The 21,328-nt window shown below is 67.3% G+C and carries 17 protein-coding genes; 12 read left to right on the top strand and 5 right to left on the bottom strand.

The features are described from left to right. Nucleotides 1-168 precede the first annotated feature (168 nt). From NCCP691_RS15550 to NCCP691_RS15535, 4 genes are all read left to right on the top strand, one after another. Nucleotides 169-672: a hemerythrin domain-containing protein gene (locus NCCP691_RS15550; RefSeq protein WP_220809471.1), complete on the top strand. Its 504-nt coding sequence runs from the start codon at nt 169-171 to the stop codon at nt 670-672. 3 nt (nt 673-675) lie between these two features. Continuing rightward, nucleotides 676-993, top strand: a complete 318-nt coding sequence (locus NCCP691_RS15545) for a hypothetical protein (RefSeq protein WP_220809470.1) — start codon at nt 676-678, stop codon at nt 991-993. A 7-nt stretch (nt 994-1,000) separates the two neighbouring features. Continuing rightward, on the top strand, nt 1,001-1,339 hold the full coding sequence (locus NCCP691_RS15540) for a hypothetical protein (RefSeq protein WP_220809469.1): 339 nt from the start codon (nt 1,001-1,003) through the stop codon (nt 1,337-1,339). A 67-nt stretch (nt 1,340-1,406) separates the two neighbouring features. Then, nucleotides 1,407-2,540, top strand: coding sequence for a PQQ-dependent sugar dehydrogenase (locus NCCP691_RS15535; RefSeq protein ID WP_220809468.1), 1,134 nt, complete (start codon nt 1,407-1,409; stop codon nt 2,538-2,540). 98 nt (nt 2,541-2,638) lie between these two features. On the opposite strand, the gene cphA is transcribed toward NCCP691_RS15535, so the two are convergent. Both cphA and NCCP691_RS15525 read right to left on the bottom strand, forming a co-directional pair. Then, nucleotides 2,639-5,203: a cyanophycin synthetase gene (gene cphA / locus NCCP691_RS15530; protein ID WP_220809467.1), complete on the bottom strand. Its 2,565-nt coding sequence runs from the start codon at nt 5,201-5,203 to the stop codon at nt 2,639-2,641. A 62-nt stretch (nt 5,204-5,265) separates the two neighbouring features. Then, nucleotides 5,266-7,428: a cyanophycin synthetase gene (locus tag NCCP691_RS15525; RefSeq protein ID WP_220809466.1), complete on the bottom strand. Its 2,163-nt coding sequence runs from the start codon at nt 7,426-7,428 to the stop codon at nt 5,266-5,268. Nucleotides 7,429-7,695: 267 nt separating this feature from the next. Here NCCP691_RS15525 and NCCP691_RS15520 point away from each other — a divergent pair, with 267 nt between their 5' ends. Continuing rightward, entirely contained in the window at nt 7,696-9,975 is a 2,280-nt protein-coding gene (locus NCCP691_RS15520; protein WP_220809465.1) for a cyanophycin metabolism-associated ABC transporter, read from the top strand. Continuing rightward, nucleotides 9,972-10,433: a cyanophycin metabolism-associated DUF1854 family protein gene (locus NCCP691_RS15515; protein ID WP_220809464.1), complete on the top strand. Its 462-nt coding sequence runs from the start codon at nt 9,972-9,974 to the stop codon at nt 10,431-10,433. The genes NCCP691_RS15520 and NCCP691_RS15515 overlap by 4 nt, the downstream gene beginning before the upstream one ends. A 61-nt stretch (nt 10,434-10,494) precedes the next feature. Here NCCP691_RS15515 and NCCP691_RS15510 read toward each other — a convergent pair whose 3' ends face one another. Next, entirely contained in the window at nt 10,495-10,944 is a 450-nt protein-coding gene (locus tag NCCP691_RS15510; protein WP_220809463.1) for a universal stress protein, read from the bottom strand. Between the two features lie 106 nt (nt 10,945-11,050). After that, entirely contained in the window at nt 11,051-11,602 is a 552-nt protein-coding gene (locus NCCP691_RS15505) for a glutathione peroxidase (RefSeq protein ID WP_220809462.1), read from the bottom strand. Nucleotides 11,603-11,765: 163 nt separating this feature from the next. Here NCCP691_RS15505 and NCCP691_RS15500 point away from each other — a divergent pair, with 163 nt between their 5' ends. Together NCCP691_RS15500 and NCCP691_RS15495 are read left to right on the top strand one after the other, a co-directional pair. Continuing rightward, nucleotides 11,766-12,176 carry an ANTAR domain-containing response regulator gene (locus tag NCCP691_RS15500; protein ID WP_220809461.1) on the top strand — a complete coding sequence of 137 codons (411 nt, stop codon included), beginning with the start codon at nt 11,766-11,768 and terminating at the stop codon, nt 12,174-12,176. A gap of 314 nt (nt 12,177-12,490) precedes the next feature. After that, entirely contained in the window at nt 12,491-13,324 is an 834-nt protein-coding gene (locus NCCP691_RS15495; protein WP_220809460.1) for a Crp/Fnr family transcriptional regulator, read from the top strand. A gap of 1 nt (nt 13,325) precedes the next feature. On the opposite strand, the gene NCCP691_RS15490 is transcribed toward NCCP691_RS15495, so the two are convergent. Then, nucleotides 13,326-14,378 (bottom strand): LysR family transcriptional regulator, encoded by a 1,053-nt coding sequence (locus tag NCCP691_RS15490; RefSeq protein WP_220809459.1) that lies wholly within the window; start codon nt 14,376-14,378, stop codon nt 13,326-13,328. Between the two features lie 117 nt (nt 14,379-14,495). Between NCCP691_RS15490 and NCCP691_RS15485 the strand changes: the two genes are divergently transcribed. The 4 genes from NCCP691_RS15485 to NCCP691_RS15470 all read left to right on the top strand — a co-directional run bounded on the left by NCCP691_RS15485 (nt 14,496) and on the right by NCCP691_RS15470 (nt 21,284). After that, nucleotides 14,496-15,329, top strand: a complete 834-nt coding sequence (locus tag NCCP691_RS15485) for an alpha/beta hydrolase fold domain-containing protein (protein WP_238482460.1) — start codon at nt 14,496-14,498, stop codon at nt 15,327-15,329. Between the two features lie 63 nt (nt 15,330-15,392). After that, complete coding sequence (locus NCCP691_RS15480; protein WP_220809457.1) at nt 15,393-16,577, top strand: efflux RND transporter periplasmic adaptor subunit; 1,185 nt, start codon at nt 15,393-15,395, stop codon at nt 16,575-16,577. Between the two features lie 86 nt (nt 16,578-16,663). Beyond that, on the top strand, nt 16,664-19,846 hold the full coding sequence (locus tag NCCP691_RS15475) for an efflux RND transporter permease subunit (protein ID WP_220809456.1): 3,183 nt from the start codon (nt 16,664-16,666) through the stop codon (nt 19,844-19,846). A gap of 19 nt (nt 19,847-19,865) precedes the next feature. After that, the gene (locus NCCP691_RS15470; RefSeq protein WP_238482459.1) at nt 19,866-21,284 is read left to right on the top strand and encodes an efflux transporter outer membrane subunit; all 1,419 of its coding nucleotides are present in this window, start codon (nt 19,866-19,868) and stop codon (nt 21,282-21,284) included. The last annotated feature ends 44 nt before the right edge of the window (nt 21,285-21,328 follow it).

Raw genomic sequence — 21,328 nt, 5'->3', positions numbered from 1 at the left:
GGCGTGCACCGGAAAGGGGAAGCGGTCATTGTAATGAAAGCAGGCGCACGGCGTTGTCGCCCGGTACTTTTGCGCCCGATCACCGCCCGCGCAGAAAGCGCGCGCCGGCCTGAACCAGTTGCACCGCCCCGTCTCTAAACTTGTTAGACGAACAAAGGAGCCGCTGGCATGACTGAACAAGAAGCAAACGACGCGGTGACCATGCTCACCGTGCAGCATCGCGAAATGGAAGCGATGCTCAAGCAGGTCGCGGAAGCGGAGGACGGCGCGAAGAAGGATCTTTTCGTGCGGGCCGCGGACCAGCTGACCGTGCACATCAAGTCCGAGGAGGAAATCTTCTATCCCGCCGTGCACCGCGCGCGCACCGAGGACGACCTGCTCGAATCGCTGGAAGAGCACCTCTCGCTCAAGCGCCTGCTGGCGGACCTGCTGGAACTGGATCCGACCGAGAAAGCCTTCGAACCGAAATTCAAGGTGCTCAAGGAGCAGACCGAGCATCACCATCGCGAAGAGGAAGAGCATCTCTTCCCCGCGGTGCTGAAGATTCTCGACGAGGCGACCCGCCAGTCGCTGGCGCAGCAGATGCTGGCGCGCCAGCAGGAGCTGACTCGCATCGGCGAGCCGCGCGAAAGCGTCAGCAACGAGACCGCCTCGGCCGCGCCGCTGCACTGAATCATGAAAACCGTCGCCCTCGTCCTGCTGACGGCGCTTGCCGCCTCCGCCCAGGCGCAGATGGCCGTGCCGGCCCCGTCGCCGGGCGACGCGCCGATCAGGCGTCCGGCCGATCCGGGCATGAGCCGCTCGCCCGCCAACAGCGGCGCGGTGGTGGTGCCGCCGTCCACCGGCAATGAAGAGATCGTCAAGACGCCGCCGAAGAACGTCGACCCCGCGATCGATGACGCCACCGGCGATGTCGACCGCAGGAACCGCCGGCTGTCGGAGGACAAGGACAAGGACCGGCCCGGGAACCGGGACAAGGACAAGACACGATAGAGGAATCATGGGCACACTGCACGGCATACTCGCCGAACTCGGCATAGAAAACCCGGACATGCATCCGGAGCGCGGCGCCGGCCACGCGGGCGCGGATGAAGGGCACGAGGCGGGAGGTGGCCACGTCACGCGCTGGGTGGTCGATGAAGACTTCATTCCGCAGGCGGGCAAGACCTATGAGATCGCCTTCGGCCGCGTGCCCTTCGGCGGCCAGGAGCGGCACGTGATGCGCCGGGTGCGCGTGGACCATGTGTCGCCGTCCGGCTGGATCGACCAGGAGACCGGCAATCCCCTCGACCCCCAGCTGGCCGCGCTGTCGGTCAAGGCGTTCCGCGTACTTGATTAAGATCGAGCAGCAATCGGCTGCATCGCGTAGCATCGGCGGCGTCGTCACTTACAGGGGAACAAGAAAAATGACCTCGCTTTGCCCGCCTGCCCGCGGCGCGCTGCTGACGCTGTGCGCCGTTTCCGCTCTGATAAGCCTGCCCGCCGCCGCGCAGTCGGTGCGCCCTGAAATCCTCACCAGCCAGCTCGAACATCCCTGGGGCCTGGCCTTCATCGGCGATGGCCGCATGCTCGTCACCGAGCGTCCCGGCCGCATGCGGACGGTGAGCGCCGACGGCAAGCTGGGCGAACCGCTGGAGGGTCTGCCGAAGATCGACGCCGGCGGCCAGGGCGGCCTGCTCGACGTCGTTGCCGACAGCGATTTCGCGCGCAACCGCACCGTGTATTTCTGCTATTCCGAGCCGGCTTCGTCCGGCTCCGGCAATTCCACTGCGCTCGCGTCGGCCCGCTTATCGGATGACGCGCGCCGGCTCGAGAAGCTGAAGGTCTTGTTCAGCCAGAAACCCAAGTACAGCAGCGACGCGCACTTCGGCTGCCGCATCGTCGAGGCGAAGGACGGCACGCTGTTCCTGACGCTGGGCGACCGCTACAAGCGCAAGGACGATGCGCAGACGCTCGGCAATCATCACGGCAAGGTGGTGCGCGTGAGCAAGGATGGCTCGGTGCCGAAGGACAATCCCTTCGTCGGCCGGCGCGGCGCGCTGCCGGAAATCTGGAGCTACGGTCACCGCAATGTGCAGGGCGCCGCGCTCGGCCCGGACGGCAGGCTGTGGATTCATGAACACGGCGCCCAGGGCGGCGACGAAATCAACCGCCCCGACCCCGGCAAGAATTACGGCTGGCCGGTCATCAGCTGGGGCCAGGATTACGGCGGCGGCAAGATCGGCGAAGGCCTGAGCGAAAAGGAAGGCATGGAGCAGCCGGTCCATTACTGGACGCCGTCGATCGCGCCCTCCGGCATGAGCTTCCTGCGCAGCGACAAGTACGGCCGCGACTGGCAGGGCAATCTGTTCGTCGGCGCGCTCAAGTTCCGCTATCTCGACCGTATCGTGCTGCGGGATGGCAAGGTGGTGCGGGAGGAAAAGCTGCTGGAAGACCTCAAGCAGCGCATCCGCGACGTGCGGGAGGGGCCGGACGGCCTGCTGTATGTGCTGACCGATTCCCCGGAAGGGCAGCTGATCCGCCTGCTGCCCGCGCGTTGAACGCCTGAACGCCTTTCCCGGGCGCCCGCGTCCAGGAAAGGCAGTGCGGGCGGGTGCCTGCACTGCCGGCCTCGACCCGCGGGATGCCCGCGGCGGACTCAGTCCGCCAGCTTCCCGATATACGCCAGCGCCTCGTCTACCTGGTCGATCAGGATCAGGCAGAGATCGCCCTCGCCGAGTTCGGCCAGGGCAGTGTCGATGGCGACGAACTCGCCGCGCACTTCCCTGACCGACTTCGCGCGCCTGGCGTGAGCCAGACCTTCGCGCAGCAGCCCGATGACCTCGCCGTCGGCGCGGCCGCGCTGGCACTGGTCTTCATACAGCACCACGCTGTCGAAGGCGTCGCCGAGAATCTCGGTCTGACGCTTGATGTCGATGTCGCGGCGGTCGCCGGCGGCGCTGATGACGACCGAGCGGCGGCGCGCCGGCATGCTGTCGATGGCGCCGACGAGCGCGGCGATCGCGTCCGGGTTGTGGCCGTAGTCGGCGATCAGCGTCGCCCCCCGGTAGGAGAACAGGTTGAAGCGGCCGGGCGCGGTCTGCGCGTCGCTGACGAAGCTCCTGAGCGCGGCGCGGACGACGTTCCAGTCCACGCCGGCGCCCCAGGCGGCGCCGATGGCCGCCATCACGTTCTCGACCTGGAAGCCGATCGTGCCGTTGCGGGTGAGCGGAATGTCGGCCAGTTCGAAGCGTTCCGAAAAGCGTCCTTCCGCCGCCACGATCGCGCCGCCCTCGACATGGATCAGGCGGCGGCCCTGCGCGCGGTGCGCGGTCATGACCGGATGATGGATGTCATGCGCGAAATAGATGACGCCGCCCGGGCACACGCTTGCCATCTTCGAGACCATCGGGTCGGCGGCGTTGAGCACCGCGTAGCCGGCGGGCGCGACGTTCTGCACGATCACCCGCTTGACCACCGCGAGTTCGTCGACGGTGGTGATGTAGTTCAGGCCGAGATGGTCGCCGGCGCCGATGTTGGTCACCACCGCGACGTCGCAGCGGTCGAAGCCGAGTCCCTCGCGCAGCACGCCGCCGCGCGCGGTCTCGAAGACCGCCGCGTCGACGTCCGGGTGCATCAGCACGTTGCGCGCGCTGCGCGGTCCGCTGCAGTCGCCGGTGTCGATGCGCTTGCCGCTGATATAGACGCCGTCGGTGCCGGTCATGCCGACGCGATGGCCGACGGCCGCCAGGATATGGGCGATCAGGCGCACGGTGGTGGTCTTGCCGTTGGTGCCGGCCACCGCCACCACCGGGATGCGGCCGTTGTCGCCGTCCTCGAACATGGAATCGATGATCGCTTCGCCCACCGGCCGGCCCTTGCCGAATGACGGCTGCAGGTGCATGCGCAGTCCCGGCGCCGCATTGACTTCGACGATGCCGCCGCCCTGTTCCTCGAAGGGCTTGAGCACGGTTTCGCACACCGCGTCCACGCCGCAGATGTCGAGGCCGACCATCTGCGCGGCTTCCACCGCGCGCGCGGCCATGTCGGGATGCACGTCCTCGGTGACGTCGGTGGCGGTGCCGCCGGTGCTCAGGTTGGCGTTGTTGCGCAGGACCACCAGCGCGCCCTTGGGCGGCACGCTGTCGGTGGTGTAGCCCTGCTTGGCCAGCACCGCGCGGGCGATGTCGTCGACCCGGATCTTGGTCAGCGAGGTCGCATGGCCATCGCCGCGGCGCGGGTCCTTGTTGACCTCGTCGATGAGCTGGGCGATGGTGTGCTCGCCGTCGCCGGTCACCTGCGGCGGCGCACGGCGCGCCGCCGCGATCAGCTTGTTGCCGACCACCAGCAGGCGGTAGTCATGGCCGGAGAGGTAGCGCTCCACGATGACGTCGCTGCTGATCGCCGACGCCACCGCGAACGCGGCCAGCACTTCTTCGCGGGTGCGGATGTTGACCGCGACGCCCTTGCCCTGGTTGCCGTCGCGCGGCTTGATCACCACCGGCCCGCCGATTTCGCAGGCGGCCTTCCAGGCGTCTTCCGGATCGGTGACGGAGCGGCCGTTGGGCACGGGCACGCCGGCCGCGTGCAGCAGCATCTTGGTCAGCTCCTTGTCCTGCGCGATGGATTCGGCGATGGCGCTGGTCTTGCTGGTTTCGGCGGCCTGGATGCGGCGCTGCTTGCTGCCCCAGCCGAACTGCACCATGCTGCCCTCGGTCAGGCGGCGATACGGAATCCCGCGCGCGAGCGCGGCCTGCACGATGGCGCCGGTGCTCGGGCCGAGGCGGATGTCCTCGTCCAGCTCGCGCAGTTTCGCCAGCGCGCCGTCGAGATCGAAGGGAGTGTCGTCGAGCGCGCTGCGGCACAGCTGCTCCGCCAGCTCGAATGCCAGGCGGCCCACGTCTTCCTCGCTGTACTCGACCACCACCTGGTAGGTGCCCTTTTCCACCGTCTCCACCGCCAGGCTGAAGGTGACCGGGCAGCCGGCCTGCGCCTGCAGGCACAGCGCCGCGGCTTCCAGCGCATGCGCGAGCGAGACGGGCACGTTCTCGTCCGAGGGTTCCTGGAACTTGATCTCGGGGAAGCGCCGGCGCAGACGCAGCTCGAACTGCGGCAGTGCGCTGATATCCCGTTCGGCTTCGCTGCATGACACCACCGCCTCGAGCGAGGTGTGACGGCTCCACAGGTTGGGACCGCGCAGGGCGCGGAGTCGCGAAATTTCCATCTGCTGTTTCCTTGTTGATCCGGCCGCGGTCGCGCGGCCGTCTGATTTCCTGCCTGCCCGGGTCAGCGGGCGACGCTGTAGTCGAAGGTCTCGATTGCCGCCTGTATCACATCGCGCGACAGCCCCAGCGCGAGGCCGGCGCCGACGGCGGCGAGAATGTTGTCGGTGACATGGGGAGCGAGGCCGGGCGGCAGCGCCGACAGCCGCGTCAGCTCGGTCTCGGCCGGGCCTTCCGCCAGCACCAGCGCATCGCCGCGCAGGAATACGGCGCGGCCGCCGGCGGCGCGGTGCGCGGCCAGGGGCGCTGCTTCGGCGGTGCGCGCGAAGAAGATCACCGCGCCGTCCGACAGCTCGGCCATCGCGGCTACCCGCGCATCGTCGGCGTTGAGCACCGCGGCGCCCTCGGGCAGCACCAGGTCGACCTGGGTGCGTGCGACCTTGACCATGTCGTCGGCGTCTTCGATGTACAGGTCGGGCAGCGCGGCGTCGGCGTCGATATTGGTCACCACCCCGACCTGGCAGCGGTCGTAGGCGATGCCCTCGGTGACGATGCCGCGCAGGCTGTGCTCCAGCACGGCGGCCTGCACCGCGCGGTTGATCAGCACACGGTGCGCGGCGGTCCAGTTGGCGCAGTCCCGGGTGTCGGTCGCGCGCTGGTCGATGAACAGGCCGTCGCTGCACGCGACCGCGGCCGTCGAGCCGTGCAGCTTGAGCATCAGTCCGGTCAGGCGCGCCACCAGCGTCTTGCCGCGGCTGCCGGTGATGCCCACCAGCGGGATGCGGCCGTCTTCCTCGCCCGGGAACAGGTGGGCGACGATCGCCTGGCCGACATTGCGCGGCTTGCCGGTGGCCGGCTTGATGTGCATGAGCAGGCCCGGGCCGGCATTGACTTCGACGATGGCGCCTCCCTGCTCGTCGAGCGGACGCGAGATGTCTTCGCACACCAGGTCGACGCCGGCGATGTCCAGGCCGACCACGCGCGCGGCCAGCTCGGCGGCGGCGGCGACATCGGGATGGACATCGTCGGTGCAGTCGAAGGCAACGTTGCCGTGGCGCTGCACCAGCACCATCTTGCCTTCTTCCGGGATCGAGTCGGGCCCGTAGCCCTGGCGTTCCAGCACCAGCAGCACGGTCGGATCTTCCTCGTAGGTGATGAGGTTGAGCGGGAATTCCTCGAGATCGCCGCGGCGCGGGTCGGTATTGATCTGGGAGTTGATCAGCTCGGTCACGGTCGACTTGCCGTCGCCGGTGATGGTGGCGACTTCACCCTTGGCCGCCGCCGCCAGCTTGCCGCCGATGATCAGCAGCCGGTGCTCGTCGCCGCGCACGAAGCGCTCGACGATGACGTCGCTGCCTTCCTCATCGGCCAGCCGGAAGGCCGCCTCGACCTGTTCGCGGGTCTTGAGGTCGGTCGACACGCCGCGGCCGTGGTTGGCGTCCGAAGGCTTGACCACCACCGGGATGCCGATGTCCTGCGCGGCGTCCCACGCGTCCTCCGGGTCGCGCACGATGCGGCCCTCCGGCACCGGCACGCCGCAGGACTGCAGCAGGCGCTTGGTCAGATCCTTGTCGCTGGAAATGCTTTCGGAGATGGCGCTGGTCTGGTCGGTCTCGGCGGTCCAGATGCGGCGCGAGCGCGCGCCATAGCCGAGCTGCACCAGGTTGCCCTCGTTCAGGCGCAGCGAGGGAATGCGACGGTCGACTGCCGCATCGACGATGTTGGCGGTGCTCGGGCCGAGGCCGACACGCTCGGCCAGGTCGGTCAGCTCCTGCACCATGGCGGCGACGTCATAGGGCTTGTCCTCGATGGCGGCCATCACGATGTCGCGCGCGGCCTGCAGCGCCACGCGGCTGACCTGCTCGTAGCGCGCCCGCACCACCAGCTTGTAGAGTCCGCGCCTGCTGGTGCTGCGCGCCTTGCCGAAGCCGGTCTGCACGCCCGCCAGGTTCTGCAGCTCGATCATCACGTGTTCCATGATGTGCGCCGGCCAGGTGCCTTCGCGCAGGCGCAGCAGGAAGCCGCCGCGCTCGCCGACGCCGCAGTGATGCTCTTCCAGCCCGGGCAGCCAGGCCGTCAGTCGCTCATAGAATCCGGGGAGGGTATTGGAGGGGAAGTCCTCGAGGTCGCCGATGTCCACCCATGCTTCCAGGGCCGGCCGGTAGGTCCAGATGTTCGGACCGCGCAGTGACAGCACATTGACGATCTCAATGGTTTTGTTGTTCATTTAGTACGAGGGGCTGAAAGATAAGGGCGGTCGGGCGTCTTGCTCGGTCGTGGCCATGCCCGGAAATAACGTTTGCGGGAGTCGGCGGTTTACTTAACGCGGAAAAAAATTATGGTGCACAATGCGGCACCGGCCAATAACATTATCGCCGCTCGGTAAACTTGCCGCCACATTCGCGCGTTTCTTCCGCGGTAACGCGTACCCCGCGTCAATAAAAATTTACTTTCTGCAAACACGCTGTCGCGTTTGCGCCTCTGTTGAGCCTCGATGAACAATGATCTCCCCCTAGTGCCGCCGGCCAGGAACGCCGTTCCTGCGCGCTGGCAGCACGATGTGCAAGGCCGCCTGGCCGCGGATGAAGCCGCGCTGGCCGCGGTCGAGCTGGACCTCGATCGCGCGCTGCGTTTCGGCGCCGGCGTCGTGGTCGTCACCGACCGCCGCCTGCTGGCGAAGTCGCCCGGCGAAGAAAACTGGACCGAATGGCATTACCGCGACGGGCTCCGGCTCGGCCACCACGACCATGCCGGCGTCGGCACCCTGGAGCTGCTCGACGCGCAGTCGCGCCTGGCTTCCTGGCGCTACACCCTCGGCCACAATCCGGATGCGCTGCGCCTGATCGAGCAGTTCAGCCGCCAGTGCGAGGCCGCCGTCGCCGGCCGCCGTCCGCTGGAGCCGGAACACGCGCTGTGCCCGAGCTGCAAGGCGCCGCTGCCGGACGACCAGGAAGACTGCCCGGTCTGCACCCGCGAGCAGCACACCCCGCCCTCGACTTGGACCCTGTTCCGCCTGTGGCGCTTCGCGCGGCCCTACAGGGGCCAGCTGCTCGCCGGCTTCCTGCTGACGCTGGCATCGACCGCGGCCACCATGGTGCCGCCCTATCTGTCGATGCCGCTGATGGACAATGTGCTCATCCCGTATCAGAACGGCCAGCAGATCGACCGCGGGCTGGTCGCGCTCTATCTGTCGGGCCTGTTCGGCGCCGCCCTGCTGGCGTGGATACTCGGCTGGGCGCGCACCTACATCCTGGCGCTGGTGTCCGAGCGCATCGGCGCCGACCTGCGCACCACCACCTTCGAGCATCTGCTGCGGCTCTCGCTCGAATACTTCGGCGGGCGCCGCACCGGCGACCTGATGGCGCGCATCGGCTCCGAGACCGACCGCATCTGCGTGTTCCTGTCGCTGCACCTGCTCGACTTCGCCACCGACGTGCTGATGATCACGATGACCGCGATCATCCTGTTCTCGATCAATCCCTGGCTGGCGCTGGTGACGCTGCTGCCGCTGCCGGTGATCGCGTGGATGATCCACGTGGTGCGCGACCGCCTGCGCCACGGCTTCGAAAAGATCGACCGCGTCTGGGGCGAGGTCACCAACGTGCTGGCCGATACCATCCCCGGCATCCGCGTGGTCAAGGCCTTCGCCCAGGAAAAGCGCGAAGCCGCGCGCTTCCGCGAAGCCAACCGCCACAACCTGCTGATCAACGACCGCGTCAACAAGGTGTGGTCGCTGTTCTCGCCGACCGTCACCTTCCTGACCGAGATCGGCCTGCTGGTGGTGTGGGCGGTCGGCATCTGGCAGGTCTCCAAGGGCGATATCACGGTCGGCGTGCTGACCGCCTTCCTCGCCTACATCGGACGCTTCTACACCCGGCTCGACTCCATGAGCCGCATCGTCTCGGTGACGCAGAAGGCGGCCGCCGGCGCCAAGCGCATCTTCGACATCCTCGACCATGTGTCGAGCGTGCCGGAGACGCGCAACCCGGTGCACCTGGAAAAGATCGAAGGCCGCATCGACATCCGCAACATCGGTTTCCGCTACGGCAACCGGGCGGTGCTGCGCGGCGTCGACCTCTCCATCAAGCCGGGCGAGATGATCGGCCTGGTCGGCCACAGCGGCTCCGGCAAGAGCACCCTGGTCAACCTGATCTGCCGTTTCTACGATGTGTCGGATGGCGCGATCATGGTCGACGGCGTCGACATCCGTTCGCTGCCGGTGGCCGAGTACCGCCGCCACATCGGCCTGGTGCTGCAGGAGCCTTTCCTGTTCTTCGGCACGATCGCCGACAACATCGCCTACGGCAAGCCGGATGCGACGCGCGAGGAAATCATCGCCGCCGCGCGCGCGGCCAATGCGCATGAATTCATCCTGCGCCTGCCGCACGGCTATGACTCGATGGTGGGCGAGCGCGGACAGACCCTGTCCGGCGGCGAGCGCCAGCGCATCTCCATCGCCCGCGCGTTGCTGATCAATCCGCAGCTGCTGATCCTCGATGAAGCGACGTCCTCGGTCGACACCACCACCGAGAAGGAAATCCAGAAGGCGCTCGACAACCTCGTGCGCGGCCGCACCACGATCGCCATCGCCCACCGCCTGTCCACCCTGCGTCAGGCGGACCGCCTCGTCGTGCTGGACAAGGGACAGATCGTCGAAGTCGGCAAGCACGAGGAACTGCTGGCGTGCGGCGGCCATTACTTCCGCCTCTACCAGGCGCAACAGCGGCAGGCGGAACAGGACGCCCTGGCCGCCATGGAGGAGAACCCGGCATGAGCGGATTCACACTGAGCCGTAATGCATTCGGCAAGCTGGTGCTCGCCGACGAAGACGGCGAGCATGAGGGCGTGGTGCCGGTGCGCGCATTCCCGATCGCGGCGCCGGAACGCGGCATCGCGCTGGTGGATGCGGACGGCCATGAACTGGCGTGGATAGAGCAGCTGTCCGAGCTTGCGCCCGGGACCCGAGCCCTGATCGAGGAAGAACTGAAGAACCGGGAATTCCTGCCCGAGATCCGGCGCATCCGCAGCGTGTCGACCTTCGCCGTGCCGAGCACCTGGGAAGTCGATACCGACCGCGGCGAGGCGAGCTTCGTGCTCAAGGGAGAGGAAGACATCCGCCGGGTGGCGGAGTCGACCCTGCTGATCGCCGATACCCACGGCGTGCAGTACCTGATCCGGGATACCCAGGCGCTCGACAAGGGCAGCAGGAAGATACTGGACCGCTTCCTCTAGGCGCCGCGGCACCGGGAGCGCGACGGCACTCTCTTCGGACGGCCGGGCCGTGCGCGGGCGGTTACAGCTTCGCTTCCGCCGCCACCAGCAGGCTGCAGCGCACCTTGTCCGCCAGCAGCGAGTCGGTCGAGCCGCGCCACCAGCGCAGCGCGAACGGCTTCTGGCGCGAGTGACCGACGATCACCAGGTCGCAGCCGAGGCGGCTGGAGGTCCCCGCGATCACGTTCACCGGTTCGCCGACTTCGAGATGGGTGGAGACGCTGAGTCCGGCGTCGGCCAGCATCTTGCGGCCGGCCTGGAGCACCTGCTCCATCGCGTCGCGTTCCGCCTGCTCTTCGTCCACCGTCGGCACGGCGGCCACGAATTCCCCCGCCAGCACGATGGGCACCGGCGTCACCACCGCCAGCAGGTGGATCTGCGCGCCCGGCCCGGGCGACAGGCGTATGCATTCCTGCAGGGCGACACGGCTCTCGGGAGTGCCGTTGTAGGCCACGAGTATGTTGCGGTACATGTGCGCTCCTTGTCAGAGGTCAGAGGGCAGGTGACAGAGGTCAGAATCGTTCATGCGCATGATAGCCCGTGTATTGCCCCGCGCTATTTCTTTTTTCGCAAATCCTTCACCGCTTCTGGTTCAGCAGGCGCTCCACGTCGGCGATCAGTTTCGGGTCGTCGGGTGCGGTGCGGCTGCCGTAGGCGGCGCTTACCTTGCCGTTGCGGTCGATGAGGTATTTGTGGAAGTTCCAGCGCGGCGGGCTGCCGGTCTGGCGGGCCAGTTCGGTGTAAAGCGGGTTGGCGGCGGCGCCGCTGACCACGCTCTTGGCGAACATCGGAAACTTCACGCCATAGGTGTTGAAGCAGAAGTCCGCGATCTGCTTGCTGTCGCCCGGCTCCTGGTTGCCGAAGTCGTTGGAGGGAAAGCCGAGCACGGTCAGGCCGCGCGGCTGGTATTTCGCATGCAGCGCCTCCAGGCCCTCGTACTGACTGGTGAAGCCGCAGTAGCTCGCCGTGTTCACGACCAGCAGCACGCGCCCCTTGTACTGGCACAGGTTCTGCGGCGCTTCATCCTGGAGCCGCTTGAAGCTCTGGTCGAGCAGCGCGGGGCAGGCATCCTGTGCCTGGACGGCCGCGGGCAGCAGGACGAGGAGCAGTGCGGCGGTCAGGCGGGGCATGGCGGTCTCCGGGAATATGTTTCCCTGTCATTCTATGCAAAGCCATCCGGCGCTGCCAGCCGTGGCCGGCGAAGGGCAGCCTCTTGCGCCGCCCGGGCTTTAATGCTCAAATGCAACGGCCCCGCCTTCCGCGGCGGGGGCAACCGTCTGCCGAGGATCCCGAATGCTTAAAGTCGCCGTCATCGATGCCAATGCGATCTCGCGCAGCCTGCTGACGTCGGTGCTGGACGGCGGCGGATTCGAGGTGGTGGGCGGTTCCAACACCAGCTCTTCCGGGATGGCCGGCTTGGTCAGGCTGCAGCCGCAGCTGGTGTGCATCGATATCGGCACGCACGACGAGGAAGGCTTCGCCCGGCTCGCGTGGCTGCGCGAGCAGCTGCCGAAGTCGCTGCTGTTCCTGGTCTCCGGCACGCTCGACGCGCCGACGGTGCAGAAGGCCGCCGGTTTGGGCGTCCACGGCTTCATCGTCAAACCCTTCAACGGCTCGGCGGTCATCGCGTCGATCCGCAACGCGGTCATCAAGCTCGCCCGCCAGCACCGGGCAACCCCGTCGAATTCCGCCGACGCTTCCTGAGCGGTACTCCGGGCTCTTATTCGTCGATCAATTCCCGTTCGGAAAATCCCTACCCACAAACAGGGAAGGGATCGGCGCCTGTTACCGTCCTCCCGCTCTTTCCCCTCTGTGCGCGTTACGTTCAGCAACATTTCCTTACAGATACCGCTGTAGGAAAAATCCGAATGGCTGCGCGTGAATGCCGACACTCCATTTCATCCTTCCGCTGATTTCCCGCAATTGGTCAAATCGACATAATTCAATCCACTGATTGCCCTGTCGCAAAGAGTCCTTGCGATGAACGACAAACACAAATTGAAAACAAGGTGAAAACAATGCTGACTTCGCAACTCTCCGATATTCGTTCCGGTTCGATGTCGCTGGCCACTCCGTCTCCGGCCGGTGCAGCATGGCAGCGTCAGGCAAAACTGTGGTCCAACCTGAAGGAAGTGTGCGATCTGCTGCGCATCCAGGCGCGCGTGCAAAACGACGACTACCAGTTCCAGCACATGCAGTTCAAGGCCGGCCAGCGCATTCACACCATCGGCCAGCCCTTCGACATGCTCTACATCGTCAACTCCGGCTTCCTGAAGACCGTGATGATCGACGAGCTCGGCAATGAACAGGTCCTCGGCTTCCCGATGAAGGGCGACATGTTCGGCATCGACGGCATTCACCGCAAGCAGTATTCGACCGAGACCGTGGCGCTGACCAACTGCGACGTGATCCTGGTCCCGTTCAAGATCTTCTCCGGCCTGGGCCGCACCAACGCCGAGCTGGAAGCCGCCATCTACGCCGTGATGAGCCGCGAGCTGGTGCGCGAGCAGGCGATGATCAGCACGCTCGGCTCGCTCAGCGCCGAGGCCCGCGTCGCCCGCTTTCTGGTGTTCCTGTCCGAGCGTTTCTCCGACATGGGTTACTCGGGCACCCAGTTCAACCTGCGCATGACCCGCCAGGAAATCGGCAACTACCTTGGCCTGACGCTGGAGACCGTGTCCCGCACCTTCTCCGCCTTCAATGCGATCGGCCTGATCTCCGTCGACCAGCGCGCGATCGTCATCCACGATCTGCAGTCGCTGCGCACCCTGCGCCGCCTGCCGCCGTCCCGCGTGCGCGCCAAGGCCGCCGACAAGAAGCGCGCCGCCGGCGAAAGCGCTGCCGCCGCCTGATTCAGCCGGCGCGTCCCGAGGGGCGCGCCGCTTTCACCCGCGCGCTTTTCTCCGCGCCCGCCAATGCGGGCGCTTTTGTTTTGGCGGGCGCCATCTGCAGCGCCTGCTTTTCCTGCGCCGCCATCTGCAGCGGGCAGTTGCCGGCCCGGATCTGCATCGCCGGATGATCGGCCAGCAGCTCCGCCACCCATTCGACGAATACCCTCACCTTGGCGGACAGGTGGCGGTTCTGCGGATACATGATGTGCAGCGGCAGCGGGTCGACGCACCAGTCTTCCAGCACCAGTTCCAGCTGCCCCGACTGCAGGAAGGGGCAGATATTGGATGCGGCCATCTGCGCCACGCCCATGCCGGCCAGGACCGCGGCCATGTAGGCATCCGAGTCGTTGACCGCGATGCGGCCCGGGACCCGGATTCTCACCCGCTCTTCGCCGCGCGCGAAATCCCATTCCATGATCTTGCCCGACTTCGACGAAAAATAGTTCACGCACTCGTGGTTGAGCAGATCGTCGGGATGGGTCGGCCGTCCGTGCAGCGCGATGTAGGAGGGCGCGGCGCAGGTGACGAAATGCACCGATGCCACGCGCCGCGCGATCAGCGAGGAATCGGCCAGCTCGCCGCCGCGCAGCACGCAGTCGACACCTTCCTCGAGCAGGTCGACCGGACGGTCGCTGCAGCCGAGTTCGAGATGGATGTCGGGATAGCGGCGCAGGAAGTCGGGCAGCGCCGGCACCAGCAGGTGGCGCCCCAGTCCGGTGGGCACGTCGACCCGAAGACGGCCCGAAGGACTCACGCGGGTCTTCGACAGCGCGTCTTCCGCCTCGCGCACATCCGACAGGATGCCGAGGCAGCGCTCGTAGTAGGCGGCACCGTCGGCGGTGAGGCTGATGCGCCGCGTGGTGCGGTTGAGCAGCCTGACCGACAGCGTCGTTTCGAGGTTGGCCACCAGCGTCGACACTGTCGCCTTCGGCAGCTTCATGATGTCCGCCGCGCGGGTGAAACTGCCGGCATCCACCACCTGTACGAAGACTTCCATCGCCTGCAACTTGTCCATCCTGTCCTCCGGATTGTTCAGAAGTTTGAACAGTAAATTCGCATTCTTGCTGTTTATTCACATTCTAGAACAAAGATATAGTGCGACGCATCAGCCGCACACAGCTTGATGCATGCCATGGATAGCGCAAAGACCGAAGCCGCCGGGATTGCCGGCAAGGACCTGATCGCCAGGGGAGCGAGCCTGCCCCTGGCCGCCAGGCTCTGGGTACCCGCGGCCGCGACCGGGCTGATCGTGTTCTTTCCCGGTGGCGGCTTCATCGATTGCGAGCTGGAAGAGGCGCTGCCCTTCCTGCAGGCGCTGGCCTCGCACACCGGCTGGGCGGTGCTCGGCGCGGCCTATACCACGGCGCGCGTCAGTCCCTTCCCGGCCGCCGCCGAGGATGCCCACGCGGTGCTGCGCTGGGCCCGGCGCGAGCGGCGCCGGCTCGGATGCCAGGGCGAACTGCTGGTGAGCGCGGGCATCGAGGCGGGTGGCAACCTGGCGGCGGTTTCGGCGCTGATGGCGCGCGATCGCGGCGGGCCGCAGCTGGCCGGGCAGATGCTGCTGATGCCGATGCTCGACCCGGGTCTGACCAGCTGCTCGATGCGCAGCGTGGAAGACCGGGCGGCCGAGCGGGCCGCGGATGCCTGCGCGCTCGGCTATCGCGGCTACCTGCCGCGCGCGATGGACCGCATCCATCCCTATGCGAGCCCGCTGCAGTCCAGCCGGCTCAGGGGACTGCCGCCGGCGCTGATCCTGTCGACCGACGACGATCCGCTGCGCGACGAAGCCGTGCAGTACGGGGCGAAGCTGCAGGCGGCCGGCGTGCAGGCGCGGGTGCGGCAGCTGCCGGCGGCGGGCATTGGCCGGCCGCAGGCCCGATGTCAGTGCGCACGCAAGGAAGACGTGCTGCAGGAGATGACGGCGTTTCTCGCCGGCCTGGGCAAGGAATCGAAAAACATGGCTTGACCCTGACACAGGGGGAGGCCTCAGCATCACACCGATCAACCGATTCAGATGGAAGCAAAGAACATGAAGAAGATATCCATGATGGCCGCCGCGGCGCTGACGCTTGCCGCCTCCGGCGCAATGCTCACGGGTTGCAGCGAACCGGCTGCGCAGGAAATGAAGGCCGCCGCCGGCGGGCCGCCGGTCTCGACGGCCGAAGTGATCGGACGCGAGGTGGTGGAAACCCGCGAATTCTCCGGCCGCCTGGAAGCCGTGGAGCGCGTCGAGATCCGCCCGCGCGTGTCGGGCTTCATCGCCTCCATCCATTTCAAACCGGGCGCGGAAGTGAAGAAGGGCGACCTGCTGTTCGTGATCGATCCGCGTCCTTACGAGGCCGAGGCGCGGCGCCTCGAAGCGGCGGCGCTGGCGGCACGCGCCAGGGCCGACCTCGCGCGCACCGAGCTGACGCGGGCGGAAAAGCTGGTCGCCGAAAAAGCGATCGCGCAGCGGGAGGCCGACGAAAAGGCCTCCAGCGTCAAAGAGCTCGAGGCCAGCGCCCGCGCCGCCCAGGCAGCGTATGAGGCGGCCAGGCTCGATCTCGGCTTCACCCGCGTGCATGCGCCGATCAGCGGACGCGTGAGCAAGGCCGAGGTCACCACCGGCAATCTCGTCGACGGCAACGTCGTGCTCACTTCGGTGGTCAGCAGCAGCCCGATCTACGCCAGCTTCGAGGGCGACGAGCAGAGCTTCCTGCAGGTCGGCGCGCATGCGCGGTCGGGCAAACCGGTGACGGTGCGCATCGGCCTGGCCAACGAAACCGGCTTCCCGCACCAGGGCGAACTCGAGTTCGTCGACAACCGGGTCGATCCCGCCAGCGGCAGCGTGCGCATGCGGGCGGTGTTCAGGAACCAGGACGGCGCACTCGCGCCCGGGCTGTTCGCGCGGGTGCAGCTCGAATCCGCCGGCGGCAAGGATGGCCGGACGCCGGCCGCGCTGATCGCCGAGCGCGCGGTCGGCACCGACCAGGACCGCAAGTTCGTCTACGTGGTCAACGGCGAGGGCCGCGCGGAATACCGGCCGGTGCGGCTCGGCCCGGTGATCGACGGCCTGCGCGTGGTGCGCGACGGCCTGCGGCCGGGCGAGAAGATCGTCGTCAACGGACTGCAGCGCGTCAAGCCGGGCGAGCCGGTGACCGCGCAGCTGGTGCCGATGGACGGCGAACGACAGCCGGCGAAAGCCGAAGCCAAGGGCGCGGCCACCAAGTCCTGACCCGACCCCCGACATAGTCAGCCAGGTCCCTCCACGAGGGGGACAGGGCGAGTTGTTGCCCAAACCATGCAACAAGAGAGCACAAAATGAATTTCTCCCGCTTTTTCATCGACCGCCCGATCTTCGCGGCCGTGCTGTCGATCCTGATTTTCGTGGCCGGCGTGTTGGCGCTGTTCAGGCTGCCCGTGTCCGAATATCCGGACGTGGTGCCGCCGTCGGTGGTGGTGCGCGCGCAATACCCGGGCGCCAATCCCAAGGTCATTTCCGAAACCGTGGCCGCGCCGCTCGAGGAGCAGATCAACGGCGTCGAAGGCATGCTCTACATGTCGTCGCAGGCGACGTCCGACGGCGCGCTGGCGCTGACCGTGACCTTCAAGATCGGCACCGACGTCGAACAGGCCGAGACCGCGGTGCAGAACCGGGTGCAGCGGGCGCTGCCTCGCCTGCCGGAAGAGGTGCGCCAGATCGGCGTCACCACCGCCAAGAGCTCGCCCAACCTGACCATGGTGGTGCACCTTTCTTCGCCGAACGGCCGCTATGACGACGTCTACCTGCGCAACTACGCGGTGCTCAACATCAAGGACCAGCTGCAGCGCATTCCCGGCATGGGCGAAGTGCTGCTGTTCGGCGCCGGCGACTATGCGATGCGGGTCTGGCTCGATCCGCAGAAAGTGGCGGCGCGCAACCTGACCGCCTCCGACGTGGTGGCCGCGATCCGCGAACAGAATGTGCAGGTGGCCGCCGGCGTGATCGGACAGTCGCCGTCGAAGCACGCGGAATTCCAGCTGACCGTGAATACCCAGGGCCGGCTGAAGTCCGAGGAAGAGTTCGGCGACATCATCGTGCGCACCGGCAGCGACGGTTCGGTCACCCGCCTGCGCGACGTCGCGCGCCTGGAGCTGGGCTCGAGCGACTATGCGCTGCGCTCGCTGCTCAACAACCAGTCGGCGGCGGCGATCGCGATCTTCGAGGCGCCGCAGGCGAACGCGCTGCAGCTGTCGTCCGATGTGCGGGCGAAGATGGAAGAACTCAGCCGCGACTTCCCGGAAGGCGTCGCCTACAACGTGGTGTACGACCCGACGCAGTTCGTGCGGGAATCGATCAAGGCAGTGGTCAAGACGCTGCTGGAAGCGATCGCGCTGGTGGTGCTGGTGGTGATCGTGTTCCTGCAGACCTGGCGCGCATCCATCATTCCGCTGGTGGCGGTGCCGGTATCCATCGTCGGTACCTTCGCGGTGCTGATGGCCTTCGGCTTCTCGATCAATACGCTGTCGCTGTTCGGCCTGGTGCTGGCGATCGGCATCGTGGTCGACGACGCGATCGTGGTGGTGGAAAACGTCGAGCGCAACATCTACAACGGCCTGTCGCCGCGCGACGCCACGGTACAGGCGATGAAGGAAGTGAGCGGCCCCATCATCGCGATCGCGCTGGTGCTGTGCGCGGTGTTCGTGCCGATCGCCTTCGTCTCCGGACTGTCGGGCCAGTTCTACCGCCAGTTCGCGCTGACGATCGCGATCTCCACCGTGATCTCGGCCTTCAACTCGCTGACCCTGTCGCCGGCGCTCGCCGCGGCGCTGCTCAAGCCGCATGACGCGCCGAAGGACTTCCTCACCCGCGGCATGGAGCGCGTGTTCGGCCGCTTCTTCAACTGGTTCAACCGCTTCTTCGGTCGCGCCTCGCAGCGCTATGAGGGCGGCGTGAAGGCGGTGCTCAACCGCAAGGCGGCGTCGCTGGCGGTGTATGCGCTGCTGTCGGTGGCTGCGCTGCTGGTGTTCAAGGCGGTTCCGGGCGGTTTCGTGCCGGGGCAGGACAAGCAGTACCTGGTGGGCTTCGCGCAATTGCCGGACGCGGCCTCGCTCGACCGCACCGACGCCGTGATACGCCGCATGTCGGACATCGCCAAAACGGTGCCGGGCGTGAAGGATGCGATCGCCTTCCCCGGCCTGTCGATCAACGGCTTCACCAATGCACCGAACGCAGGCATCGTGTTCGTCGGCCTCGACAGCTTCGACAAGCGCACCTCGTCCGATCTTTCCGGCCCGGCGATCGCGCAGCAGATCAACGCCAGGCTGGGCGCGATCGAGGATGCCTTCATCATGGTGTTTCCGCCGCCGCCGGTGAACGGCCTCGGCACCATCGGCGGCTTCAAGCTGATGGTGGAAGACCGCGCCAATCTCGGCTTCGACGAGCTGTACAAGGCGGTGCAGGCACTGCAGGCGAAGGCCTGGCAGACGCCGGAGCTGACGGGCGTGTTCTCCAGCTACCAGATCAACGTGCCGCAGCTGTTCGCCGACATCGACCGCACCAAGGCCAAGCAGCTCGGTGTGCCGCTGGCGACCATACACCAGACGCTGCAGATCAATCTCGGCTCGCTGTATGTGAACGACTTCAACCAGTTCGGCCGCACCTACCAGGTGAAGGTGCAGGCGGATGCGCCGTTCCGTTCCCAGGCCGAGCAGATCGCGCAGCTGAAGGTGCGCAACGACCGCGGCGAGATGATCCCGCTGTCGTCGCTGATGCGCGTCTCCGACAGCTACGGCCCCGACCGGGTGCAGCGCTACAACGCCTACGTCTCCGCCGACATCAACGGCGCGGCCGCCCCCGGCGTCTCCAGCGGCCAGGCGCAGGCGGCGATGGAGCGCATCGCCAGGGAAGTGCTGCCCAAGGGGATCAGCTACGAGTGGACCGAGCTGACCTACCAGGAGATCCTGGCGGGCAACACCATGATCATCGTGTTCCCGCTGTGCGTGCTGCTGGTTTTCCTGGTGCTGGCCGCGCAGTACGAAAGCTGGACCTTGCCGCTGGCGGTGATCCTGATCGTGCCGATGTCGATCCTGTGCGCGCTGCTCGGCGTCAAGCTGACCGGCGGCGACAACAACATCTTCACCCAGATCGCGCTGTTCGTGCTGGTCGGCCTGGCGTCGAAGAACGCGATCCTGATCGTGGAATTCGCCCGCGAGCTGGAGCAGCACGGCCGCGGCGTGGTGCAGGCGGCGCTGGAAGCCTGCCGGCTGCGTCTGCGCCCGATCCTGATGACCTCGATCGCTTTCATCATGGGCGTGGTGCCGCTGGTGTTCTCCTCCGGCGCGGGCGCCGAGATGCGGCAGGCGATGGGCATCGCGGTGTTCGCCGGCATGCTGGGCGTGACGCTGTTCGGGCTGTTCCTGACGCCGGTGTTCTATGTGCTGCTGCGCGGTTTCGACCTCCGCTACCGCAGGAAAGCGCCGGCGCCGTCCGCGCCTGAATCCGATCCGGCACGCATTGCGTAACAAGGGCAGGGAAAACGACATGAAGAACATGAAATGGAAACTCGCCACGCCGCTGCTGGCGGCACTGGTCCTGGCAGGCTGCGCCGCGCCCGAGCTGCGCATGCCGGAAATCGACATGCCGGCCGCGTTCAAGGAAGAGCAGGGCCGCTGGAAGACCGCGCAGCCGGCCGAGGCGCAGGAGCGCGGGCTGTGGTGGAAGGCTTTCGGCGACAGCCGGCTCGACAGCCTGATCGATGAGGCCACCCGGGCCAATCCCGGGCTGGCGCAGGCGGTGGCGCGCATGAAGCAGGCGCGCGCGATCGCCGGCATCGCCGAGGCGGACCGGGTGCCGCAGGTCGGAGTCGACGCGGGCGCGCGGCGCGGCCGTTCATCCCCGGCCTCGCTCGGCCTGCCGGAGGGCACGCCGGTATCGCCGGCGACCGTCTACCAGGCGCGGCTGTCGGCGAGTTATGAAGTCGACCTTTTCGGCCGGGTCAGCAGCAATGTCAGCGCGGCGCAGGCCGACGCCCAGGCGAGCGAAGCGGCGATGCGCTCGGTGCTGCTGGCGCTGCAGGCCGACGTGGCGCAGACCTACTTCAGGCTGCGCGCGGCGGATGCCGAGCTGGCGCTGCTGAGGGAGACGGTCAGGCTGCGCGAGGAAAACGTCCGTATCAACCAGCGCCGCTACGAGCTGGGCGACCTCGGCGAACTCGACCTGGTGCGTGCCCGGACCGAACTGGAGACCACGCGCTCCGATGCGATCGCGCTGGAGCGTCAGCGCGCGCAGCTCGAGCATGCGCTGGCGCTGCTGCTGGGGCGCCCGGCATCCGGATTCTCGGCGGCTGTCGATCCGCTGCCGGCGTCGGCGGCCCTGCCCCAGGTGCCGGCCGGCCTGCCCTCGGCGCTGCTCGAGCGGCGGCCCGACATCAGCGCCGCGCAGCAGGCGATGATGGCCGCCAACGCGCGCATCGGGCTGGCGCGTTCTGCGATCTTTCCGGCGCTGCAGCTGACGGCCGCCGGCGGCGGCGAGTCGGGCGAGCTGGCGGACGTTTTCCGCTGGAGCAGCCGCAGCTGGGTGATCGGCGCGCTGCTGTCGCTGCCGGTGATCGACGGCGGTCGCAACCGCGCCAACATCGCCCGCTCGGAAGCGGCGCTGGAAGAGGCGACCGCCGCCTATCGCCAGAGTGTGCTGGCGGCGTTCGCCGAGGTCGAGGACAACCTGGCCGGCCTGCGCACGCTGTCGCAGCAGGCCGAGGCGATCGACGCCGCGCTCGCCTCGGCGCGGCGCTCGGCGGAGCTGGCGGACAAGCTCTACCGGGCCGGCCGTTCCGGCTACCTGGATGTGCTCGACGCGCAGCGCAACCTGGCCAGTATCGAGCGCGCCGCGGTGCAGCTGCGCGGCGCAAGGGCAGCCAACACGGTGGCGCTGGTACGCGCCCTCGGCGGCGGCTGGCAATGAATACATACAGTGCGGCGCGACTGACGCCGCACGAGGAGACGGGT

The organism is Noviherbaspirillum aridicola, from assembly GCF_019656455.1.
Classification (GTDB): domain Bacteria; phylum Pseudomonadota; class Gammaproteobacteria; order Burkholderiales; family Burkholderiaceae_D; genus Noviherbaspirillum; species Noviherbaspirillum aridicola.
The sequence above is the reverse complement of the archived record's forward strand: the minus strand, read 5'-3'. Positions and strand labels throughout refer to the sequence as shown.